This is a genomic window from Alkalihalobacillus phoenicis (assembly GCF_047302405.1).
Lineage (GTDB): Bacteria > Bacillota > Bacilli > Bacillales > Bacillaceae_D > Alkalihalobacillus.
This window is the reverse complement of record NZ_CP154853.1, coordinates 89,053-109,449: the sequence shown is the minus strand read 5'-3', so window position 1 is coordinate 109,449 and position 20,397 is coordinate 89,053. Positions and strand designations below refer to the sequence as shown.

Sequence of the window (20,397 nt, the reverse complement as noted above, 5' to 3'; positions counted from 1 at the left end):
ATGCAAGCAACGTTCTGCTTACAAAATTAAATGGAAGCACCCCACACGGATTTAATTATTTTCTCTTATTATATTTAACAACGCCTTTGATACTTTGACAGCATCATGGCGTAACACATCCTCATTCTCGATCACAAAATGATCACGAATCACTTTCACACCGCTTTGTTTTAATTTAAGCTCATCTACTTCAACAGGTGCTGCGTCTTCTAAAGCATACTTCTTTTTAACGCTTTCAGAAACAGGCGTACCATGGACAAGGATATGATCGACAACATTTTCACCACAATGACTTAAAATTCCCACTAGATGATCAGCCGCTGTGTAATGGTCTGTCTCCCCTTTTTGGGTCATAACATTTGAAATGTATACTTTTGGAGCGTTCGATTTCACAATCGTTTCAACAATACCTGGTACGAGTAAATTAGGCAAAACGCTCGTATAAAGACTACCTGGCCCTAAAACAATTAAATCTGCTCGTTTTAATTCTCGTAAACATTCAGATAATGCATATATTTTTTCAGGTGTGAGAAACACTCGCTTAATTCTTTTTCCAGATTTCGGAATGGTTGATTCTCCCGTTACAATTGAACCATCCTCCATTTCAGCATGGAGCACGACACTACGATTAGCAGCTGGTAATACTTTTCCTCTTACATTTAGTACTTTACTAATTTCTGAGATTCCATTGGCAAAATCACCTGTAATAGATGTCATACCAGCCAATAACAAGTTTCCTAAGGAATGACCAGAAAGTCCTTTTCCATTTTCAAAGCGATGTTGAAATAACTGTTCCACAAGCGGTTCTACTTCTGCTAGTGCTACAAGGACATTTCGAATATCACCAGGAGGAGGGACATCTAATTCTTTCCTTAAACGACCTGAACTTCCACCATCGTCAGCAACTGTCACGATCGCTGTAATATCGACTGGGAAAGTCTTTAAACCACGAAGCAAAACAGATAAACCAGTTCCACCACCAATGACCACTATTTTCTTATTCACTTAAGACGTCCCTTCCCCTTCTCGATATCTCGATGGCTAATTCGTGTGTCATATTCCTTGCTAAAATGTTTGCCAAAATACTCCGCTAATGTAACCGAACGGTGCTTCCCTCCTGTACAGCCAATTCCAATGACGACCTGACTTTTACCTTCTCTTTTATATTGAGGCAACATAAAATCAAGCAAGTCCTTTAATTTCTCAATTAATTGCTGGGTTTCACTCCACTTTAACACGTAGGATGAAACCTCTTCCTCTAAACCGGTTTTAGGTCTCATATGGTCTATATAATGAGGATTTGGTAAAAACCTGACATCGAATGTTAAATCAGAGTCAATCGGAATCCCATACTTAAATCCAAATGATACTACATTTACGACAAATGAAGAAGAATGCTCGGAAGAAAAGCTTTCAATGATTTTTTCACGAAGCTCAACTGGTTTTAAATCCGTCGTATCAATAATCTGCTGGGCTCGACCTTTCATTTCCTCTAATAGCTCTCGTTCCTCAGTAATTCCATTAAGTGGAAGTCCACCCTTAGAAAGTGGATGCGAACGTCTTGTTTCCTTATAACGTTGGACAAGCTTAGCATCCTTAGCATCTAAAAAGAGGATTTTCACATGTAAATTAACACTTGCTGATTGACTAATCGTATCAATTGTTTCAAATAATTGTTCAAAAAAAGCTTGGCTCCGTAAATCAATCACCAAAGCTACTTTCTCCATCTTTCCGTTTGCCCCTTCAATTAAATCAACAAACTTTGGTAACAAGGCAGGTGGAAGATTATCCACACAGAAATAGCCTAAGTCCTCAAAACTTTGAACAGCAACAGTTTTCCCCGCACCTGACATCCCTGTGATAATGACAATTTCGATCTCTTTTTTTTCAACCGTCATTTTAGCCCACCTTCTCTTTATCTTAGATTTTTTTCTAAAAATTTCGGAAAATAGGCAAAGCTGTTCTCTTTTTAACCTATTCTTCTTTCTGATATAAAAGTCTATAAAATGGCTCACCCTAAGAAAATCGTCTGGAAAACTCGATGAGCCCATGTTCCGAAAAGAATCGGTAAGACGACTTATTCTGATTTATTTTAGTTCGGATCAAGTCGATAAGATAGCAATTTAAAATCAGGTGTATAATGGAAGGTTGCATAAAGTACACCCTCTTTATTTAAAACATGGTCAATCACATATTGATCACCTGCTGCCATCGGTAAATCCTTAATAGTATTCTTCTGTGTCCATTGCAATTTCCCTTCTGGAGATTGCTTTAGCTGTTGTCCGTGATAACTAGAAGCAACGAAAGTAAACATCATCCATTCTGAAGTGATTCGATCGTTCTCAACTATCACCATGGAACTAACGGCCTTTAATTCCGCAGCTTCTACATGTAAGCCGGTTTCTTCACGGTATTCTCGCACGGCTGATTCTTTAATCGTTTCTCCAGCTTCCATCTTACCTCCTGGAGCTACCCACCAACCTCGCCTCGGCTTTTGTAGCAATAATACTTCTTCTTCGTTGACTAAGACGCAATTCGTTACCCTTTGCAATTGCTTCACCTCACGTTTCCATACTCTTTCATTATACATTCATTTTCAGTTCGTCACAATTGTTAGAGACCGATTCTCATTCGCCAAAAAATGTATAAATGTTAAAACCATGTAGGTATGGAATGGAAGGACCCATTTTATAAAGTTGTTTCTATAAAATTATCGCCGTTTGACTTGCTTGTGACACGGTTTTCCGCTCTTTTGGGACATGTGTGTGGAGCTTTTTTTACACTTTGTGCGTCGCTTCCGTTCATTTGCGACACTGATCCGGAGCTTTCTTACACACTTCACGTCGCTTCCGTTCATTTGCGACACGGTACCAGAGTTTTTTACACACTTCACGTCGCTTCCACTCTTTTACGACACGGCTCCATAGCTTTTTTACACACTTCACGTCGCTTCCACTCTTTTACGACACGGCTCCATAGCTTTTTTACACACTTCACGTCACTTCCACTCTTTTACGACACGGCTCCGTCGCTTTTTTACACACTTCACGTCGCTTCCTCTCTTTTACGACACGGCTCCAGAGTTTTCTTACACACTCCGCGTCGCTTCCGCTCTTTTACGACACGGCTCCAGTCCATTCTAGTCAAGTCCTTCATTCTGTGTAAATTATGGTTAGTAATGTTTTATGGTTTTTCTGAAGGAAGGGGGTACCCCCTTCCTTCAGAAAAACCTGTCGATTCTATTTTCGGTTCTTTTCACTTCTGTTTTCTCAATTAAGATAGGATGTTCTTTTGTGATTTACGCTCATCTAATTCTATAAGTAAAGCACCAATTAATCGGAATGCCGAGTTGTCATTTGGAAAGATTCGTATCACTTTTTCACGACGTCGTATTTCTTGATTTAAGCGTTCAAGTGAATTAGTTGAGCGAATATGACGTTGCCATTTAATCGGTTCGTTCAGGAATTGGATGGCATCTTCAAAACCTTCTTCGAGTTTCGTTAAGGTTTTTTGTAACTTACGACTTTCCTTATAGGTTACCAGAAATTTCTCTAATTTTTCTCTTGCCATCTCAGCGTCCAGTGAGTTAAATATATCTTTGATAATGGCTTTTTCGATTTCCATTCCTTTCTTTGGTAATTCACTAAATAAATTTCGTTTGAAATGAACGGTGCATCTTTGCCATGGAGTCCCTACAAACACAGTACTTATCGCTTTTTTGAGACCTTGGTGTGCATCTGAAATCATGAGTTTAGGTGACGCTAGCCCTCTTTGTTTCAAACTCTGCAGAAACTCTTTCCATGCTTCATAACTCTCTTGATGACTAACCATGAACCCGATGATTTCTTTCTTGTTTCGGTTCGTAAAACCTTGGGCAATATAAACAGCCTTAGACACGACCTTTTGGTGCTCTCTTACTTTTATATACATCGCATCCACAGATACATAAGGGTAATACACCACGTTCAATGGGCGGGTTGACCATTCCCTGACAACGGGATCTAACTTTTCCGTCATCGATGATACAAAGGACTTTGATACGTTTTGACCACAAAGTTGTTCGACGATATGCGTTACTTTACGTGTAGAGACCCCTTGAATGACCATCTCCATCATGCTTAATACCAAGCTTTGTTCAACCCTTGAATACCGCTCAAATAGGCTTGGAGAAAATTCTCCACTACGTGTCCTCGGAACTTTTAGAGTAATTTTCCCTGAACTTAAAATTAACTCACGCTCATAATATCCATTTCTATAATCGACTCGACTTTCTATCCGCTCATAGGATGAGGCTCTTAAATAATCATCCTGCTCTTTCTTCATAATTTCATTAAAAACTAATACAATAGCTGCTTTTGTAATTTCATCTAGATTCGAATGATTGATTTTCCCTGTTAAACTTTCCAAATTTAGGTTAAACTGTACTTGGGTCATCTTTTTCCTCCTGGTTTTGTTTTTTAGCGGTAAAAAACATTCTAACCAAAGGGAATTAAGATGAACCCTTTTTCTTTTTACACAATTATACGGACTTAATCTCCATTCTTACACACTTCACGTCGCTTCCTCTCACTTACGACACGGCTCCAGTCCATTCTTACACAATTCATGTCGTTTCCACTCACTTACGACGCCATTTCGACACTTTTTCCACATTCCCTGTCCCTATCTGTCTTGAACTTGCCACAACAGCCCTACTCGGTTTCAACATTCTATAAACCAAGTAAGGCTAAAGACAAAAAACCCGTCAATTGACGAGTGAAAGGCGATTGTTTATCCACCTGGAGCATTTTAAATTTTAAACCCTAAATCAGCTTCATCCGTCCCCTTTTTATTACTCTATATACTCTTTTAAAACAAAAAAAGGCACGGGACCGTTGCCCGTGCAAAAATTATATAAAAAAGGGGGTCAATTACTTATTTATATATTAACCGTTTATTATTTCATGACTGTTACAGAAGCATTAAGACCGAATTACGGTTTGAAAAGATTTCACTTTTCCTGTAGGCCCTTTTTTATAAAAATATCCTAGAAATTAATTATATTATTTCACTTTCTCCTCTAATGTTTCTAAATAGTGCTGAACTTGTTGGGCAGCTATACTTCCGTCTCCCGTTGCTGTCACAATTTGACGAAGGCTTTTTTCACGAACATCCCCAGCAGCAAAAATACCTGGCACTTCTGTTTCCATATCTTCATTTGTCACGATATAACCTTCTTCATTTAAAACGCCAAGGTTTTTCACGCTTTTGTTTAAAGGTAACATGCCGATATAAACAAATACTCCATCTGTTTTGAAGTCTTTTACTTCGCCTGTTTTTGTGTTTTCAATCGTTACACTTGAGACTTTTCCATTTTCACCGTTCACTTCATTCACAACATGATCCCAAATGAATTCAATTTTGTCATTGTTAAACGCACGATCTTGTAAAATCTTTTGAGCACGTAATTGGTCACGACGGTGAATAATGGTTACTTTTGAAGCGAACCTAGTTAAATAAACCGCTTCTTCTACTGCTGAATCGCCACCACCGATAACGACTAATTCACGTTGTTTAAAAAAGGCCCCGTCACAGACGGCACAATAAGAAACACCTCGACCACTGTACTCTTTTTCACCTGGAATTCCTAATTTTTTATATTCTGCTCCAGTCGTCACGATGACGGCACGAGTTCTATATTCTTTGCTTCCAGCTTTCACTAGCTTAACATCGCCTTCATCAACGATTTCTTGAATATCGCCATAAGCATATTCGGCACCGAACTTTTTCGCATGCTCGAACATTTTAGTTGAAAGCTCTGGTCCAAGAATATGGTCAAAACCAGGATAGTTTTCAACCTCTTCCGTATTCGCCATTTGACCACCTGGAACACCACGTTCAATCATAACAGTACTTAAGTTAGCACGCGACGTATATACAGCAGCCGTCATTCCAGCTGGACCAGCACCTGCAATAATCACATCATAAATTTTTTCTTCACTCATTCGATCACTCCCTATTTCCTTAACCTCATTATATCTAAATTCATCGTATCGAAATGGCCTTCAAAAGTCTATTATCCTGCTCATATTAACCATTGCCGAATCATTAATAGGATTCCCAAGGGTGATAAACCCAATCATTGACTGAGAGTTCTTCTTTTTTTAGATTTGCTAACATCATTGTGGCTTGCTCATGCCCTAACGAAGCCGATTTTTTTAAATATCGAATCGCTTTTGTCCGTTCATCTGTGTTGGCTAATGCGACCGCATAACAAAATAACCATTGCGGACTATCATTATAAAAACTATCCGCCATCCTCTCAAATCTTTCTTTCACATCATCATATTCACCTGCTGCACATAACACTTCCGCAACAAATAAATAATTCTCATAATCAATCGGATACACAATTCGGATCGGTTGTAAGAAAGGTTCCGCCTGCTCTTTTTCGCCTCTTTGAAGAAAAAATAAAGCCAAATTCGCACGTACAAATAAATTACTTTCATCCTCTTTTAAAACATGGGAAGAAATTTGAAAAGCTCTTTCATCACCCGTTCGGAAAAAAGCCTCTGCTAAATGGTTAAAAGCCGCCCAATGAGATGGGTGCTTCTTTGTAATTTCTTCTAAAACCGGAATGGCTGCCTGGAAATTACCATTTTTTAAATCATTACGAGCTTTTTCATGCTCGATCAGAAAGTCATCATTTGCCTCATAATCGATATCATTCTCATTCCATAAAGAAATATCCTCATACTCGACTTCTAATAAATCCAATAGATCTTTTGCATCCTGAAAAAACTGTCCGTCAGGATTAAATTGTATATATCGTTCCGCCGCTCCTTGTGCCTTATCAAACAGACCTAAATAAGCGTAGTTATTAGCCATAAAAAAATAACAGTCACTTTGGCCGTCTTCACCATGCTCCGCTAAAACGTTTCGCAAGATTTCATTCGACTCTTCATAATGACCCATTTCTGATAAGACAGCCGCTAACTGAACGTGAAAAACAGGCTCCTGATTCGTCAGCTTTACTGCCCGCTGAAAAAGTTTAACAGCCCGTTGTAAATGTTTTTTTCGATAGGCAATTAGGCCTCTTTGAAAGAAATAATCACCATTTCTTATAAAAGGTATGACCTTTTTTCCTTCATTCTGAGGAGTTAATTCCATGAAGCACTTGACCTCCAGTGTTGATTCATTGCTCCAATTATACTATATCACCGGAGCTTTCGACACATTTTTTCAGGAATTATAAAAATGGATATTTATACAGTTTGAATGGGGCTTTTTCAGTGGTAAAAGTGGTGGTTGACGGGGGTACTCAGCTTAATTTACATATCATCCACGCCCAAATACCGTAAACAAATCAACTTCCAACTCCAAATAAAAAAACACTACCTAAGTAGTGTTTCTTTGCTCTGCACTCTAACTCCCGCTATGTCGTTCTTCTAATACAGATAACACTTCATCAATTGGTAATTTTTGTTCGCGCAATAGAACGAGCAAGTGGTATAACAAGTCCGCTACTTCCCATTTCAATTCTTCTGGATCACGGTTTTTAGCGGCGATGATAACTTCGCCTGCCTCTTCACCGACTTTTTTCAAAATTTTGTCGACACCTTTTTCGAAAAGATAGGTCGTATAAGCTCCTTCTGGCATTTCAGCTTCCCGGGTGGCAATGACCGATTCTAGTTCATTCAAAATTGCATATCGTTCAGCACGTCGCTCAGTTGACTCTTGCCCAACATTGCTACCTTGTGCTTCAACTAACGAATCCAAAAAACAAGTATAACTACCTGTGTGGCATGCTGGTCCTGCTGGTTTGACTAAAACAAGTAAAGCGTCTGCATCACAGTCAAAGCGGATATCAACGATCGTTTGCGTATTACCTGAAGTTGCTCCTTTATGCCAAAGCTCCTGGCGGGAACGACTGTAAAACCATGTTTCTTTTGTCTCCAATGATTTCCTTATTGATTCTTTATTCATATAAGCTAATGTTAATACTTCTTTCGAAACGGCATCCTGGACGATCGCGGATACGAGGCCCTTTTCATCAAAACGAACTTTTTCTATATTCATCGAACAGGCACACCTTTCTCTTTTAAATACTCTTTTACTTCGGCAACAGACGTTTCTTTATAATGAAAAATCGAAGCTGCTAACGCTGCGTCTGCTTTCGCCTGCCCAAACACTTCATCAAAATCAGCCGCGGCCCCAGCTCCACCAGAGGCAATAACAGGAACCGAGACAGCCTCACTTACAGCTTTTGTCAGAGCAAGATCAAAGCCTTTTTTCTCTCCATCTTGGTCCATGCTCGTTAATAAAAATTCCCCGGCACCTAAGCGGACCGCTTCCTTAGCCCAAGTGATGACTTCCCAATTCGTTGCTTGACGGCCACCATGGGTATAAATTCTCCAAGAACCGAGCTCCTCATCGTATTTGGCATCAATCGCAACGACAATACATTGTGAACCAAAAAAATCGGCTCCTTCTTTGATTAATTCCGGTCTTTTTACCGCGGCCGTATTAAGGGAGACTTTATCAGCTCCCGCACGAAGGACCCGTTTCATATCCTCCAATGTATTAATGCCCCCGCCGACCGTAAAGGGAATCGCTAATTTGGCGGCTACTTCCTCGACGACATCAATCATCGTCTCACGCCCTTCATGCGAAGCAGAAATATCGAGAAACACCAATTCATCGGCTCCCTGCTCATCATAAAATGCGGCAAGTTCTACCGGATCACCAGCGTCACGAAGGTCAACAAACTGCACGCCTTTGACAACACGCCCTTCTTTTACATCTAAACAAGGAATGATTCTTTTCGTTAACATCACCTATTCCTCCTTCCCACTAAGTGCCTCGGCTAAAGTGAATTGATTCGTATATAAAGCTTTACCCACAATGGCTCCGGCGACTCCATCAGCACTACTCGCTCGCAGTTCCTGTAGATCCTTTAAATTACTTACCCCACCGGATGCAATCACTTCTTTTCCCGTCGCTTTGGCTAGGGCGACAATCGCTTCCGTATTTGGTCCACTCAACATCCCATCCCGTGAAATATCCGTAAAAATAAATACTTCTGCTCCATATCGAGCCAACTCTTGTCCGAGTTCTTCCGCCTTCACACTCGAAGTTTCAAGCCAGCCTTCTGTCGCCACATAACCATCACGGGCATCTATTCCGATCACAATTTTATCGCCGCCGTACTTGGCCAACATTTCTTTTGTAAATGAAGGATTTTGGACAGCCACACTACCAAGAATAACTCGATCGACTCCCGCCTCAAGATAAAAAGCAACATCTTCAGCTGTTCGGATTCCTCCACCTATTTGGACGGAAACATCAAGCTCTTCGGCGACACGAATGACAAATTCATGATTGACTCGCTTTTTGGCCTTCGCACCGTCTAAATCGACCATATGTATCCATTTTGCTCCAGCTTCTGCAAATGATTTCGCCATTTCAAAAGGAGAATCTCCATAAATCGTTTCTTTATTGTAATCCCCCTGCACAAGGCGAACGCATTTGCCATCGCGCATATCGATTGCCGGATAAATAATAAAATCACTCACGCTCTGCTTCCTCCTCGACCATTTTTCCGAAATTCTTTAAGATCTGCATCCCGACCTCACTGCTTTTTTCTGGATGAAATTGTGTGGCCATCACAGAACCACGGGCAACTACTGCGGGAACAGGACCATCATATTCAGCCGTTGCCACCAATACAGACGTATCTTCAGTTTTTACGACATAAGAGTGAACAAAATAAACATGACCCTCCTCAACATTTTCAAGCAGTGGATGCTCGCGATTAATGAATTGAAGCAAGTTCCAGCCCATATGTGGCACTTTATAAGTTTTTCCTTCAGATGTTATACCTGAAAAACGTTCCACCCGACCTGGTAATAAACCAATGCCCTTCGTCTCGCCATGTTCGGCACTTTCTTGAAACAAGAGCTGCATCCCGAGGCAAATACCGAGTAACGGCTTTTTGGCGTAAGTCCAATCCTGTAAAAAGGCGGCCAAACCAGTTTCTTGCAAGATTTCCATCGCATCAGGAAATGCTCCAACACCAGGCAAGATGAGTCCATCCATTTCGACTAGCTCTTCAATTTTTTCACTAATGATATATTCATACCCTAAACGCTCTAAGGCTTTGCTAACACTGTGCAAATTGCCCATTCCGTAATCGACAATTCCAATCATTTATAACATCCCTTTCGTTGAGGGGATGCCCTTCACACGACTATCGATTGTCGTCGCCTCATCTAGTGCTCGTGCTAATGCTTTAAAAATCCCTTCAATGATGTGATGCGTATTTTGGCCATAATGAACGATGACATGTAAATTCATCCGAGCTTCAAGAGCCAGCTTCCACAAAAATTCATGGACAAGCTCCGTATCAAAGGTGCCGACTTTTTCGCTCGGTAGTTCGGCTCGAAACTCTAAGTGTGGACGATTGCTCAAATCAACAACGACTTGGGCTAACGCTTCATCCATTGGAACGAACGCACTTCCATAACGCTTAATCCCTTTTTTATCGCCTAAAGCTTCTTTTAAAGCATATCCAAGGCAAATGCCAATATCCTCAGTCGTATGATGATCATCGACCTCAGTATCCCCAGAAGCATCGACCGTTAAATTAAAGTGGCCATGTTTTGTAAATAAATCAAGCATATGGCTCATAAAAGGTACGCCTGTTTTTAAATCCGAAATCCCTTCTCCATCTACTGTAAAATCTAATTTAATTTGTGTTTCCCCTGTGTTTCGTTCAATAAATGCACGTCTTGATTCCATCATTTTTCCTCCAATCGTATTTCAATCGCTCGAGCATGAGCTTCCAACCCTTCTAAGCGGGCAATCGTGGCAATTTTTGAGCCATTTTCAACAAGAGCTTTTTCGCTATAAGAGATAATACTCGTTTTTTTCGTAAAATCATCCACACTTAACGGACTAGAAAATCGAGCCGTTCCATTCGTTGGTAAAATATGATTGGTGCCAGCAAAATAATCACCCACTGGTTCAGAGCTATACTCTCCAAGAAAAATCGCCCCCGCATGACGGATTTTCCCCACGATATTTAATGGCTCTTTTGTCAAAATTTCTAAATGCTCCGGCGCTAGTTCATTGACAACCGTTATCGCTTCTTCTAAATCAGTCGTTACGATAATCTGTCCATATTGCTCAAGGGAAGCTTGGGCGATTTCCTTTCTTGGCAATGTCTCGAGTTGCTTTTGAACTTCTTTTGCGACCGCTTCGGCTAACACTTGAGATTCAGTCACAAGCACAGAGGAAGCAAGCTCATCATGCTCAGCTTGAGACAATAAATCCGCGGCAATATAAGCAATATTCGCTTGGTCATCAGCTAACACTACGATTTCACTCGGTCCGGCAATCATATCAATATCGACTTCACCAAAAACCGCTCTTTTGGCAAGAGCGACAAAAATATTGCCCGGCCCCGTAATTTTATCTACTTTTGGGATCGTTTCCGTACCATAGGCTAAAGCCGCAATCGCCTGAGCCCCGCCCACTTTATAAATTTCCTCTACTCCCAGTTCATGAGCGGTGACAAGGACAACTGGCTCAAGATTTCCATTCGGTTGAGGAGGAGAAACCATCACAATACGCTCGACTCCAGCCACTTGAGCCGGAATCACATTCATCATAATCGAAGACGGATAAGCCGCTTTTCCCCCCGGCACATACAGTCCTGCTGAATCAAGTGGTGTAATTTTCTGTCCTAACATCGTCCCGTCTGCTTTCGTCGTAAACCATGATTGAGTGGTTTGCCTTTGATGAAAATCGCGAATGTTTTCAATCGCCATTCTTAAAGCATTCAATGTTTCTTCATCAATTTCTGTATAAGCCTGTTTGACTTCCTCTTCTTGTACTCTTAAACCATCTAATACAGCTCGATCAAATTTTTCCGTAAAATAAGCTAACGCCGCATCTCCTTCTTGTCGAACTTTTCCAATAATTTCAGCGACAACTTTCCTTTGCTCCTCTGTTCCTGAGTCCAGGTCGCGTTTAATGCTTATATCGGCATCATATTGAACAATTTTCACCGTAACTCCTCCTCTACAACGACCGATAAACGCTCGACCATTTCCTCAATTCGTTCATCTTTTAAACGATAACTGACTGGATTCACAATAATTCGCGAGGTTATCGGTACGATCGTTTCCAATTCGACTAAGCCATTTTCCTTTAATGTTTGCCCAGTGGAAACAATATCGACAATTCGATCCGCTAACCCAATTAATGGCGCCAGTTCAATCGAACCATTCAGTTTAATGATTTCCACTTGTTCGCCCTGTTCTTTAAAATATTGAGTCGCTAAATTCGGGTACTTCGAGGCAACCTTAGGATTAATGTCTTTTTTAGCATAACCGGGTAAACCTGCGACGGCTAAGTAACAAGCACTAATTTTTAAATCAAGCACCTCATAAACATCACGCTCTTCTTCAATCATAACATCCTTACCTGCCACCCCGATATCAGCCACCCCATGCTCAACATAAGTAGGAACATCCATCGGTTTTGCTAAAATAAACCTCATGTTCTCTTCTGGTACATCAATAATCAACTTCCGCGAGTTTTCGAATTCATCAGGAAGGTCATAACCAGCTTTCCTTAAAAGCTCAACCGCCTCCTCAAAAATTCTTCCTTTAGGCATCGCTACGGTTAATAAATCGCTCATGTTAAGATGCCTCCTTTAGGCTGTTTGCCAATAAAATAAAGCACATCATCATATTGTTCGGTCATTAAATCTAGATCCTGAATCCCCGCTAAATCCTGCATCACAACTGTCAAACCTTCTTGTCTTTTTTCCGTCGCTACTTCAATCGCTTCCGCCCGGCGTTCTCGACTAAAAATGATGCAGACAAGATCAGGTAAGTCCCTCATTTCACCTAATGCTTCCACTAATAAATCCAATCGAATCCCAAAACCCGTCGCCTGTGCCGGTCGATTAAATTTTTCTAAAAGTTCATCATAACGACCACCACTCGAGACAGGAACTCCTAATTTATCCCCATATCCTTCAAAAACAACGCCTGTATAGTAACTCATATGTAAAACAAGATTTAAATCAAATTTTACATAGGCAGTTAATTGATATGCCTCTAACACCGACCATAGCTCCTGTAACTCTTGGATCGCCGCTTTCCCTGCTTCTGTTTGAATGATTTCACTAGCCTCATCTAAAACTTCTTGACTACCACGTAATTTTAAAAGCTTTAGTAAACGAGATTTATCAATGGAAGACAACGACAAACTTTTAACATGCTCCTTAAACCCAACATAATTTTTTTCATATAAAAAGCGGATAAGTGCATCAGCACGTTCAGCATTGCCGACAACATCAAGCAATAACGCCTGCAAAAAGCCAATATGACCAACAGCAACAGTAAAATGTTTCAAGCCCGTCTGCTTTAACGAAGAAATCATTAAGGCAATCACTTCTCCGTCCGCACTAATCGTCCCATCTCCGATCAATTCGACCCCAATCTGTTCAAACTCAGCTGGCTTTCCGGCTTCATGCTGTTGGGCTCTGTACACATTCGACTGATAACTTAAACGCAATGGGTAAGCTGCATCCTTTAAGCTCGAAGCAACAAGCCTCGCGATTGGAGCTGTCATATCCGGACGCAAAACTAATGTACGTCCTTGTTGGTCTAAGAGTTTAAAAAGTTGTTGATCCAAAATCGCCGAAGCAACTCCAACAGTATCGTAGTATTCCAAAGTCGGCGTTTCAATAAAATGATAACCCCAACTCTTCATTTCTGCTGAAACTTTATCTCTAACTTCCCTTTTCGTCTCATATAACTTTGGCAATGTATCTCGCATACCTAACGGCTTCTCAAACATAAACGGCTTCGTCACTCTACTCACCTCAATAACATTCTATTTATCTATTATATAAATTCAGAATACTTTAGTTCACTAATATACTAATAAGATAAAGTATAATAAGTATTTTACCCTTACAAGTTAGGAGCGTCAAGGAAAAACAAACGACACTTTTATAATATAAGGGCCAATCATTCCTTTCATATAGATGATTCGCACCTTAATTTATTGCAGCATGCATTTTCATTACTTATCCCACTTTATTCGCACCCTAATTTGGCACAGCACGGCTTTTCATTACCAATCAAAACTCGCGGTCTTCCCATAATAAAAAAGCCTGACCATAAGAATTTACCCCTTATGCTCAAGCTCTGTTTGGACTGTTTCTTTTTTTTCTAATCCTTCTTTAATCGTGACCATCGGATTGCCACCAACAAAGGCTCCGGCTGGTACATCTCGGTGAACGAGCGTCCCGGCGGAAACGACAGCACCGTCACCAATCCTGACACCAGGTAAAATCGTCGTATTCGCTCCAATCATCACTTCATCGCCAATTTTCACATCACCGAGACGATACTCTTTAATTAAATATTCATGAGAAAGAATCGTGGTATTATAACCAATGATGCTATTTCTCCCAATTGAAATTTTTTCAGGAAACATAATATCCATCATGACCATTAACGCAACTGCGGTCTCCTCGCCAACCTTCATCCGCAAAAAAGTACGATAAATCCAATTTTTCACCTTTAAAAAAGGCGTGTAACGTGCCATTTGAATAAAGACAAAATTTTTCATGACCTTCCAAAAAGGGACGGTTTTATAAATTTGCCAAAGTGAATTCGATTCCGTTACAGGGTATCGCTCCGTTTTTCGGCTCATTTTTGGGTAACTCCGACAATATCAAGTAGGTCACGCATATCCTCTAACATAAAGTCTGGATTATAAGAACGAAGAACATCTTCCCCTTTAATCGACCAAGCGACTGCCGCGGTTTTCATATTCGCATTTTTTCCTGCTAGAATATCAAAATCGCTATCGCCAACCATGATCGCTTCTTCCCTTGTAGAGTCAAGCTGCTCTAAAGCTAAATCGATTGGCTCTGGATCTGGTTTGCTTTTTTTGACATGATCGAGGGCAACCACAACATCAAAGAACTTGTCTAATCCGGTTAATTTTAACCCCATATGGGCGGTTTGACTAATTTTTGATGTGACAACGGCGAGCTTGAAACCTTGTTTATGTAAAGTTTCAATCGCTTCATAAACTCCCTCGTACTCGGTCACTAGCTCATCATGTTTTGCATGATTAAACGTGCGGTATACACCAATCATTTCTTCCGTTTTTTCTCGGTCGACCTGTTGAAAACTATCAACAAGTGGAGGGCCGATAAATGGGATGACATCCTCACGTTTATAACGACCAGGTTGATACTGCTCCAACGTATGCAAAAATGAAGCAATAATTAAATCATTTGTATTAATCAACGTTCCATCTAAATCAAATAATAGTGTTTTAATGCTCATATGTGGCTTCCTTTCCTTGATGAGTTCTTTTTTGTTCAATTCGATTCCAAACGAAAGCAATAATCATCGTTAACACAATCGCCGTGACAAGACGAATGATGAGGAGTGGCAGAACCGGTATACCTAGTGGGATAAAGACAACCGTATCCTCCACCACAGCATGACAGGCAACAAGGAAAATAAAGACTAAATATAAATCTTTCTTTTTCACTCCATCCTCCTTCACTGCTTGGGTCATCACTCCTGCACCGTAAGCTAAACCAATCGTTAAACCAGAAGCAAGTGTAGTCGATGTATTTTCACGAATCCCCAACAACCTAGTGAATGGCGACATCGCCTTCGCAATCAGCCTCAACCAATTTTTCTCACGCATAATTTGGATGATCACCATTAACGGAATGACAATTAAGGCTAATTGAAACGAACCGTATAAAGCACTTTCTATTCCTGACCACGCAATCGCAAACCAGCCCGTTACTGGCTCTGCTGCGGCTGAATCCGAAGTTCCAATAAAGCCATATTGTGCCGTTTCTTGTCCACCCTGCCAAAGAATATTCACTAAAAACGCTGCAACTAAAGCAAGCCCAATTCGAACGGCTAATACTACTGAAACTCTTAAACCGACCTTTTTTGCCACAGCCGATTCGATAATTAAATTATGCGAAAACGAGAGCATTAACGCTAAAATAAACACTTCTTTAACCGTTAATTCAAGTGATAAAATCGCCCCAATTCCTGCGTATAAGTTCAAGAAATTCCCCACAACTAGTGGAATCGCTGCTTCTCCAGGCAATCCTATTACCCCTAAAAAAGGAGCAAGTAAATGAGCTACCCAACCTAAAACAGGCGTATGCCCTAAAATCGTAACAATCAATGTAATTGGAAAAATAATTTTTGCTAATGACCAAGTTGTTTGTAAGCCTACGAGTAACCCTCGTTTTAACATCCCCATTGGACCACTCCTCATCACCATTTCTCTCTTGTGTCTTTCTTCTTATCTCTATTTTTTCTTTTTCTTCTTGTTTGAATTCTTTTTATTTGCTTTATGTTTTTGCAAACTAGCTGGCAAATCTAAATACCTTGGTGTATCTGGTTGTAGCCTACGGTAAATGAACGTAATAATCGCCCAAATCACCAAAATAATCGAAATAACTTGAGCCGTCTTCAACAGATTACCTATTAATAAATAATCTAAACGAATTCCCTCGATAAAGAAACGACCGACTGAATACCAAACAACATAGGTTAAGAAAATTTCCCCTTGGCGCAGGTTCAGACGACGTAAATATAATAAAATCGCAACTCCGATTATACTCCAAATCGACTCATATAAGAACGTCGGATGGTAATAGGTACCATTAATATACATTTGATTAATAATAAATTCTGGTAAAAAAAGTCCTTCGAGAAACTCTCTCATTACTTCGCCCCCGTAAACTTCCTGGTTCATGAAGTTTCCCCAGCGGCCTATCGCCTGTCCGAGCAAAATACTTGGGGCCGCAATATCCGTAATTTGCCAAAAAGACAATTCTTTTCTTTTCGTAAAGAAATACGCGGTTAACACACTTCCGATAAGCGCCCCATGAATCGCGATACCGCCTTCCCATATGTATAAGGCACTAATCGGATTATCAGCAAATTGATCCCAGCGAAAGATCACATAATACAGGCGAGCTGAGATAATCGCAATCGGCACCGCAAATAACAATAGATCAGCAAACGTATCCTTTGGTAATCCAAGACGTTTCGTTTCCTTCGTTGCGATTAAATAGCCAACAAAAACACCAAACATGATAATGAGCCCATACCAGTAAATGGTCAATGGTCCTATTTCTAAAAAAACTCGATTTAATGGTTCATTCATATTTCCACCTCTAATGGTTTCTAGTCGTTTTTCTTTCTAGATTAAACAAACTTCGCTAGCGGTTTAATACTCTTCACTATCACTATCTTCAATAAGCTCGGTTAATTTTGCCGAAAAATCTTGCGCAGCATTAAAACCTAACTTTTTCAAACGATGATTCATCGCGGCCACTTCAATTAACACAGCAAGATTTCGACCAGGTCGAACAGGAATCGTTAATTTCGGAACTTCCGTATCCATAATTTTAATCATTTCTTCCTCAAGCCCTAATCGGTCATAGGCTTTCTTTTGATCCCAAAGCTCTAAATGAATACAGAGCACAATTCGTTTATGTGGACGAACCGCCCCCGCGCCAAATAATGTCATGGCGTTAATAATCCCTAACCCACGAATCTCGAGCAAATGCTGAAGCAACTCGGGTGGTTTTCCAATCAACGTATTACCATGCTCTTGACGAATTTCAACTGAATCATCAGCGACCAATCGATGTCCACGACGAATCAGATCAAGAGCGGTCTCACTTTTACCGACTCCACTACTTCCGGTAATCAGAACCCCAATTCCGTAAATATCCACTAGTACCCCATGAACCGCCGTCATCGGTGCAAGCTCACTCTCGAGATAATCAGTAATCCGACCACTTAAACGAGTCGTCGTCATAGGTGATCTCAGTAACGGCACCCCATTTTCCTCAGCCGCCTCGACCAATTCTGGAGGAACATCGAACCCACGTGACAAAATGATTGCCGGTGTATCATATGTACATAAATTTAACATCCGTTCCTTCTTTTCCTCTGTCGCTAAGCGCTCAAAAAAGGAGAGCTCTGTTTTTCCAATTAACTGAATTCTTTTTGCTGGATAATACGTAAAAAAACCAGCCATCTCAATCCCTGGCCGTGAAATATCACTCGTCGTAATCGGACGATAAATTCCCTCTTCCCCAGCAAGCAATTCAAATTGAAACCTCTCGATTAAATCATTCGCATTTAGTTTACCCACAAAAGCCCCCACCTTACTTCATAATCTACACTCTTAGGATGATGATTCACTTACCTGTTCTTGCCTCTATGCTGACACTTAACCACAATTCGAACATCTTTTCTTTCATTCGCTCTGCTAAAAATAAACCTATTCAGTCTTAATCAAACATAGATCGAACAAAATTTATTTAATTCATAAATGATCAGTACTAAACTATGCCTTCCATTTTATCATGTTTTCAAATAAAACTCTCATTTTCTTGATTCCATTTATCGAACTCCACCTGCGAAGCCGTGTTGAAGCGAAATGTGGGCATCAGTCGCTTTGCTTATGACTTGCTCCACTAACGATCAAAAAAAGCTGGCACATAAGTTCAAATGACTTCAGTGCCAACTCGTTCAAAGCTTGTTAACATTTTACTTTCTATTTATTACCGCTATAACCCTTTTAATCTCTTATTAAAATCTATTAAACTAATAACCTTTAATCGCATATACAATGGCATTGGCTAATTGCTCTTTATGACTTTCTGTTTGTAACAAATAAAGGTCATGATCATTGGTTAGATATCCTATTTCTAAAAGAACCGATAACATATTGGTGTTTCTTAGCACATAGAATGGACTCTCAAATAACCCTCGATCGTTCGTATTTACAGTATTAACAATTGTCGTTTGTAATAATTGAGCAAATGAGGCTGAATCACCGATATAATGTGTTTCGACTCCATTAACAGAGCTGTCGTCCGCGATATTCGCATGTATGCTTAAAAATAAGTCAGCATTATGGTCGTTAGCGACACTTACACGGCTTTCCAAAGAAATATACGTATCCGTTTCTCTCGTCATGATCACTTCATAACCATCATAAAGCAGTTTATCTTTTACCCTTTTGACTACATCGAGCACAATCGCTTTTTCTTCCACATCAACCGTATGCCCTCCTGGATCTCTCCCTCCATGACCAGGATCAATGACAATTTGACGGATTTCTTGTTGACTTGAGTTGTTTTCAGAAGTGGCATTCGTTGGAACGTACACTGTTTGTTCACTACTGTTAGACATATAATCTAAATTTATATATCCAACTCTTCCGTTATACGTTATTTTTCCCCACCCACCATTAACCGCGACATACTCTACTAGTTGTCCTACTTTTAAGTGACCAATAATTTCTGAATCTACATTGGGGAGGTCTCGAACATTTAACGAACCACCTGTCTGAGTTTGCACTTTCCCTAATCGAGTATTGGTTTCGGCCGCTCCATTTGAATTCCATAAAACAACGATTAAAAACAGGGATAGCACTACTGCTAATTTTATGATCTTTTTCAATCTACTTCCTCCCTTTTGTGAATTTTCTATAGATTTTAACATATTTTTTGTGGGCCTTTTCAATAGGTTTTAGCTGAGTCAATCCGACTAGATTCGAAATTTTCTGTAATTAAAAACTCAATAATGTCCTCTATTGATAGAAAAGGTAGCTCATATTCACCAAACCTCTACAGTTTTCTACATATGCCACACATAGTTTAATCCCTATACGAACTTCTACCCTTATTTCCCCAAAAACAAACCACAAAAAAAGCCATACCGCACAAAGGCGGCAGGCTCATTCATTTTTTATCGTTACTATTAGGCATTTTTGACGGGTTTAATCACAAAAGTTTGCACAATTGAAATGATAAGGGCCGCTAAAACAGCGAGACCAAATCCTTCGATTGTAAAATAACTTCCCATAATAAACGCCGTCAATAATAAAGTCACAGCATTAATGACTAAGAGGAATAATCCTAAAGTTAAAATCGTAATTGGAAAAGTAAAAAAGAGTAAGATAGGCTTCACAGTCAGGTTAATAACCGATAAGACTAAACTAGCGATTATGGCGGCAATAAACCCACTAATATAAAACCCTTCAAATACTTGTGCTAATAGCATTAATAATCCTGCATTTAAAAGAAGTCCAATTAACCATCTCATCTTAGTAATCTCCTTCATTCGGAATGATAAAAGCACCAATGATGTATGCGAAGAGGACCGGGAATCCACCTGTCATAAAAAATACGGCAACGGTAATAATTCTTACAAGTGTTGGATCGATATTAAAATATTTAGCAACACCAGCACAAATTCCCGCTAGTTTTCGATCATCTTGGTCTCTATACAAACGTTTCATCCATTTCACCTCACT

22 protein-coding genes are annotated in these 20,397 nt (G+C 40.0%); all 22 read right to left on the bottom strand.

What is annotated here, in order from left to right:
• Nucleotides 1–51 precede the first annotated feature (51 nt).
• Complete coding sequence (locus AA0017_RS00470) at nt 52–1,005, bottom strand: gluconeogenesis factor YvcK family protein (protein WP_413378474.1); 954 nt, start codon at nt 1,003–1,005, stop codon at nt 52–54.
• Entirely contained in the window at nt 1,002–1,898 is an 897-nt protein-coding gene (gene rapZ, locus AA0017_RS00465; protein ID WP_413378472.1) for an RNase adapter RapZ, read from the bottom strand. The genes AA0017_RS00470 and rapZ overlap by 4 nt, the downstream gene beginning before the upstream one ends.
• 194 nt (nt 1,899–2,092) lie before the next feature.
• Nucleotides 2,093–2,560 carry an 8-oxo-dGTP diphosphatase gene (locus AA0017_RS00460; RefSeq protein WP_413378470.1) on the bottom strand — a complete coding sequence of 156 codons (468 nt, stop codon included), beginning with the start codon at nt 2,558–2,560 and terminating at the stop codon, nt 2,093–2,095.
• 713 nt (nt 2,561–3,273) lie between these two features.
• Nucleotides 3,274–4,434, bottom strand: a complete 1,161-nt coding sequence (locus tag AA0017_RS00455; RefSeq protein WP_413374833.1) for an IS256 family transposase — start codon at nt 4,432–4,434, stop codon at nt 3,274–3,276.
• A 608-nt stretch (nt 4,435–5,042) separates the two neighbouring features.
• Nucleotides 5,043–5,984 carry a thioredoxin-disulfide reductase gene (trxB, locus tag AA0017_RS00450; protein ID WP_413378468.1) on the bottom strand — a complete coding sequence of 314 codons (942 nt, stop codon included), beginning with the start codon at nt 5,982–5,984 and terminating at the stop codon, nt 5,043–5,045.
• A 103-nt stretch (nt 5,985–6,087) separates the two neighbouring features.
• A complete protein-coding gene (locus AA0017_RS00445) occupies nt 6,088–7,149 on the bottom strand; it encodes a tetratricopeptide repeat protein (RefSeq protein WP_413378466.1) in 1,062 nt (353 codons plus the stop codon).
• A gap of 255 nt (nt 7,150–7,404) precedes the next feature.
• On the bottom strand, nt 7,405–8,058 hold the full coding sequence (gene hisIE / locus AA0017_RS00440; RefSeq protein WP_413378465.1) for a bifunctional phosphoribosyl-AMP cyclohydrolase/phosphoribosyl-ATP diphosphatase HisIE: 654 nt from the start codon (nt 8,056–8,058) through the stop codon (nt 7,405–7,407).
• Entirely contained in the window at nt 8,055–8,813 is a 759-nt protein-coding gene (gene hisF, locus AA0017_RS00435; RefSeq protein ID WP_413378463.1) for an imidazole glycerol phosphate synthase subunit HisF, read from the bottom strand. Before hisF ends, hisIE begins: the two co-directional genes overlap by 4 nt.
• A 3-nt stretch (nt 8,814–8,816) precedes the next feature.
• Complete coding sequence (hisA, locus tag AA0017_RS00430; RefSeq protein WP_413378461.1) at nt 8,817–9,554, bottom strand: 1-(5-phosphoribosyl)-5-[(5-phosphoribosylamino)methylideneamino]imidazole-4-carboxamide isomerase; 738 nt, start codon at nt 9,552–9,554, stop codon at nt 8,817–8,819.
• Complete coding sequence (hisH, locus tag AA0017_RS00425) at nt 9,547–10,188, bottom strand: imidazole glycerol phosphate synthase subunit HisH (protein WP_413378459.1); 642 nt, start codon at nt 10,186–10,188, stop codon at nt 9,547–9,549. The genes hisA and hisH overlap by 8 nt, the downstream gene beginning before the upstream one ends.
• The gene (gene hisB / locus AA0017_RS00420; protein ID WP_413378457.1) at nt 10,189–10,779 is read right to left on the bottom strand and encodes an imidazoleglycerol-phosphate dehydratase HisB; all 591 of its coding nucleotides are present in this window, start codon (nt 10,777–10,779) and stop codon (nt 10,189–10,191) included.
• Nucleotides 10,779–12,050, bottom strand: a complete 1,272-nt coding sequence (gene hisD, locus AA0017_RS00415) for a histidinol dehydrogenase (protein ID WP_413378455.1) — start codon at nt 12,048–12,050, stop codon at nt 10,779–10,781. The genes hisB and hisD overlap by 1 nt, the downstream gene beginning before the upstream one ends.
• Complete coding sequence (gene hisG, locus AA0017_RS00410; protein ID WP_413378453.1) at nt 12,047–12,685, bottom strand: ATP phosphoribosyltransferase; 639 nt, start codon at nt 12,683–12,685, stop codon at nt 12,047–12,049. Before hisG ends, hisD begins: the two co-directional genes overlap by 4 nt.
• Complete coding sequence (locus AA0017_RS00405; protein ID WP_413378451.1) at nt 12,682–13,869, bottom strand: ATP phosphoribosyltransferase regulatory subunit; 1,188 nt, start codon at nt 13,867–13,869, stop codon at nt 12,682–12,684. Before AA0017_RS00405 ends, hisG begins: the two co-directional genes overlap by 4 nt.
• A 318-nt stretch (nt 13,870–14,187) precedes the next feature.
• Nucleotides 14,188–14,718 carry an acyltransferase gene (locus tag AA0017_RS00400; protein ID WP_413378449.1) on the bottom strand — a complete coding sequence of 177 codons (531 nt, stop codon included), beginning with the start codon at nt 14,716–14,718 and terminating at the stop codon, nt 14,188–14,190.
• Nucleotides 14,715–15,362: a pyrophosphatase PpaX gene (gene ppaX, locus AA0017_RS00395; RefSeq protein WP_413378447.1), complete on the bottom strand. Its 648-nt coding sequence runs from the start codon at nt 15,360–15,362 to the stop codon at nt 14,715–14,717. The genes AA0017_RS00400 and ppaX overlap by 4 nt, the downstream gene beginning before the upstream one ends.
• Nucleotides 15,352–16,314 (bottom strand): nucleoside recognition domain-containing protein, encoded by a 963-nt coding sequence (locus tag AA0017_RS00390; protein WP_413378445.1) that lies wholly within the window; start codon nt 16,312–16,314, stop codon nt 15,352–15,354. The genes ppaX and AA0017_RS00390 overlap by 11 nt, the downstream gene beginning before the upstream one ends.
• Before the next feature lie 48 nt (nt 16,315–16,362).
• Complete coding sequence (gene lgt, locus AA0017_RS00385; protein WP_413378443.1) at nt 16,363–17,226, bottom strand: prolipoprotein diacylglyceryl transferase; 864 nt, start codon at nt 17,224–17,226, stop codon at nt 16,363–16,365.
• A 63-nt stretch (nt 17,227–17,289) separates the two neighbouring features.
• Nucleotides 17,290–18,225 carry an HPr(Ser) kinase/phosphatase gene (gene hprK, locus AA0017_RS00380; RefSeq protein WP_413378441.1) on the bottom strand — a complete coding sequence of 312 codons (936 nt, stop codon included), beginning with the start codon at nt 18,223–18,225 and terminating at the stop codon, nt 17,290–17,292.
• A 455-nt stretch (nt 18,226–18,680) separates the two neighbouring features.
• On the bottom strand, nt 18,681–19,541 hold the full coding sequence (locus tag AA0017_RS00375; protein WP_413378440.1) for an N-acetylmuramoyl-L-alanine amidase: 861 nt from the start codon (nt 19,539–19,541) through the stop codon (nt 18,681–18,683).
• A 300-nt stretch (nt 19,542–19,841) separates the two neighbouring features.
• Nucleotides 19,842–20,186 (bottom strand): phage holin family protein, encoded by a 345-nt coding sequence (locus AA0017_RS00370; protein WP_413378438.1) that lies wholly within the window; start codon nt 20,184–20,186, stop codon nt 19,842–19,844.
• Nucleotide 20,187: 1 nt separating this feature from the next.
• Nucleotides 20,188–20,382 carry a PspC domain-containing protein gene (locus AA0017_RS00365; protein ID WP_003323110.1) on the bottom strand — a complete coding sequence of 65 codons (195 nt, stop codon included), beginning with the start codon at nt 20,380–20,382 and terminating at the stop codon, nt 20,188–20,190.
• Nucleotides 20,383–20,397 lie beyond the last annotated feature (15 nt).

Excerpts from the sequence above, each read along its gene's own strand:
- AA0017_RS00370 (WP_413378438.1), bottom strand. The coding sequence starts at position 20,186 with ATGAGATGGTTAATTGGACTTCTTTTAAATGCAGGATTATTAATGCTA.
- AA0017_RS00445 (WP_413378466.1), bottom strand. The coding sequence starts at position 7,149 with ATGGAATTAACTCCTCAGAATGAAGGAAAAAAGGTCATACCTTTTATA.
- hisB (WP_413378457.1), bottom strand. The coding sequence starts at position 10,779 with ATGGAATCAAGACGTGCATTTATTGAACGAAACACAGGGGAAACACAA.
- AA0017_RS00365 (WP_003323110.1), bottom strand. The coding sequence starts at position 20,382 with ATGAAACGTTTGTATAGAGACCAAGATGATCGAAAACTAGCGGGAATT.
- rapZ (WP_413378472.1), bottom strand. The coding sequence starts at position 1,898 with ATGACGGTTGAAAAAAAAGAGATCGAAATTGTCATTATCACAGGGATG.
- AA0017_RS00390 (WP_413378445.1), bottom strand. The coding sequence starts at position 16,314 with ATGGGGATGTTAAAACGAGGGTTACTCGTAGGCTTACAAACAACTTGG.
- hisG (WP_413378453.1), bottom strand. The coding sequence starts at position 12,685 with ATGAGCGATTTATTAACCGTAGCGATGCCTAAAGGAAGAATTTTTGAG.
- trxB (WP_413378468.1), bottom strand. The coding sequence starts at position 5,984 with ATGAGTGAAGAAAAAATTTATGATGTGATTATTGCAGGTGCTGGTCCA.
- AA0017_RS00400 (WP_413378449.1), bottom strand. The coding sequence starts at position 14,718 with ATGAGCCGAAAAACGGAGCGATACCCTGTAACGGAATCGAATTCACTT.
- AA0017_RS00455 (WP_413374833.1), bottom strand. The coding sequence starts at position 4,434 with ATGACCCAAGTACAGTTTAACCTAAATTTGGAAAGTTTAACAGGGAAA.
- ppaX (WP_413378447.1), bottom strand. The coding sequence starts at position 15,362 with ATGAGCATTAAAACACTATTATTTGATTTAGATGGAACGTTGATTAAT.
- hisH (WP_413378459.1), bottom strand. The coding sequence starts at position 10,188 with ATGATTGGAATTGTCGATTACGGAATGGGCAATTTGCACAGTGTTAGC.
- lgt (WP_413378443.1), bottom strand. The coding sequence starts at position 17,226 with ATGAATGAACCATTAAATCGAGTTTTTTTAGAAATAGGACCATTGACC.
- hisF (WP_413378463.1), bottom strand. The coding sequence starts at position 8,813 with ATGTTAACGAAAAGAATCATTCCTTGTTTAGATGTAAAAGAAGGGCGT.
- hisIE (WP_413378465.1), bottom strand. The coding sequence starts at position 8,058 with ATGAATATAGAAAAAGTTCGTTTTGATGAAAAGGGCCTCGTATCCGCG.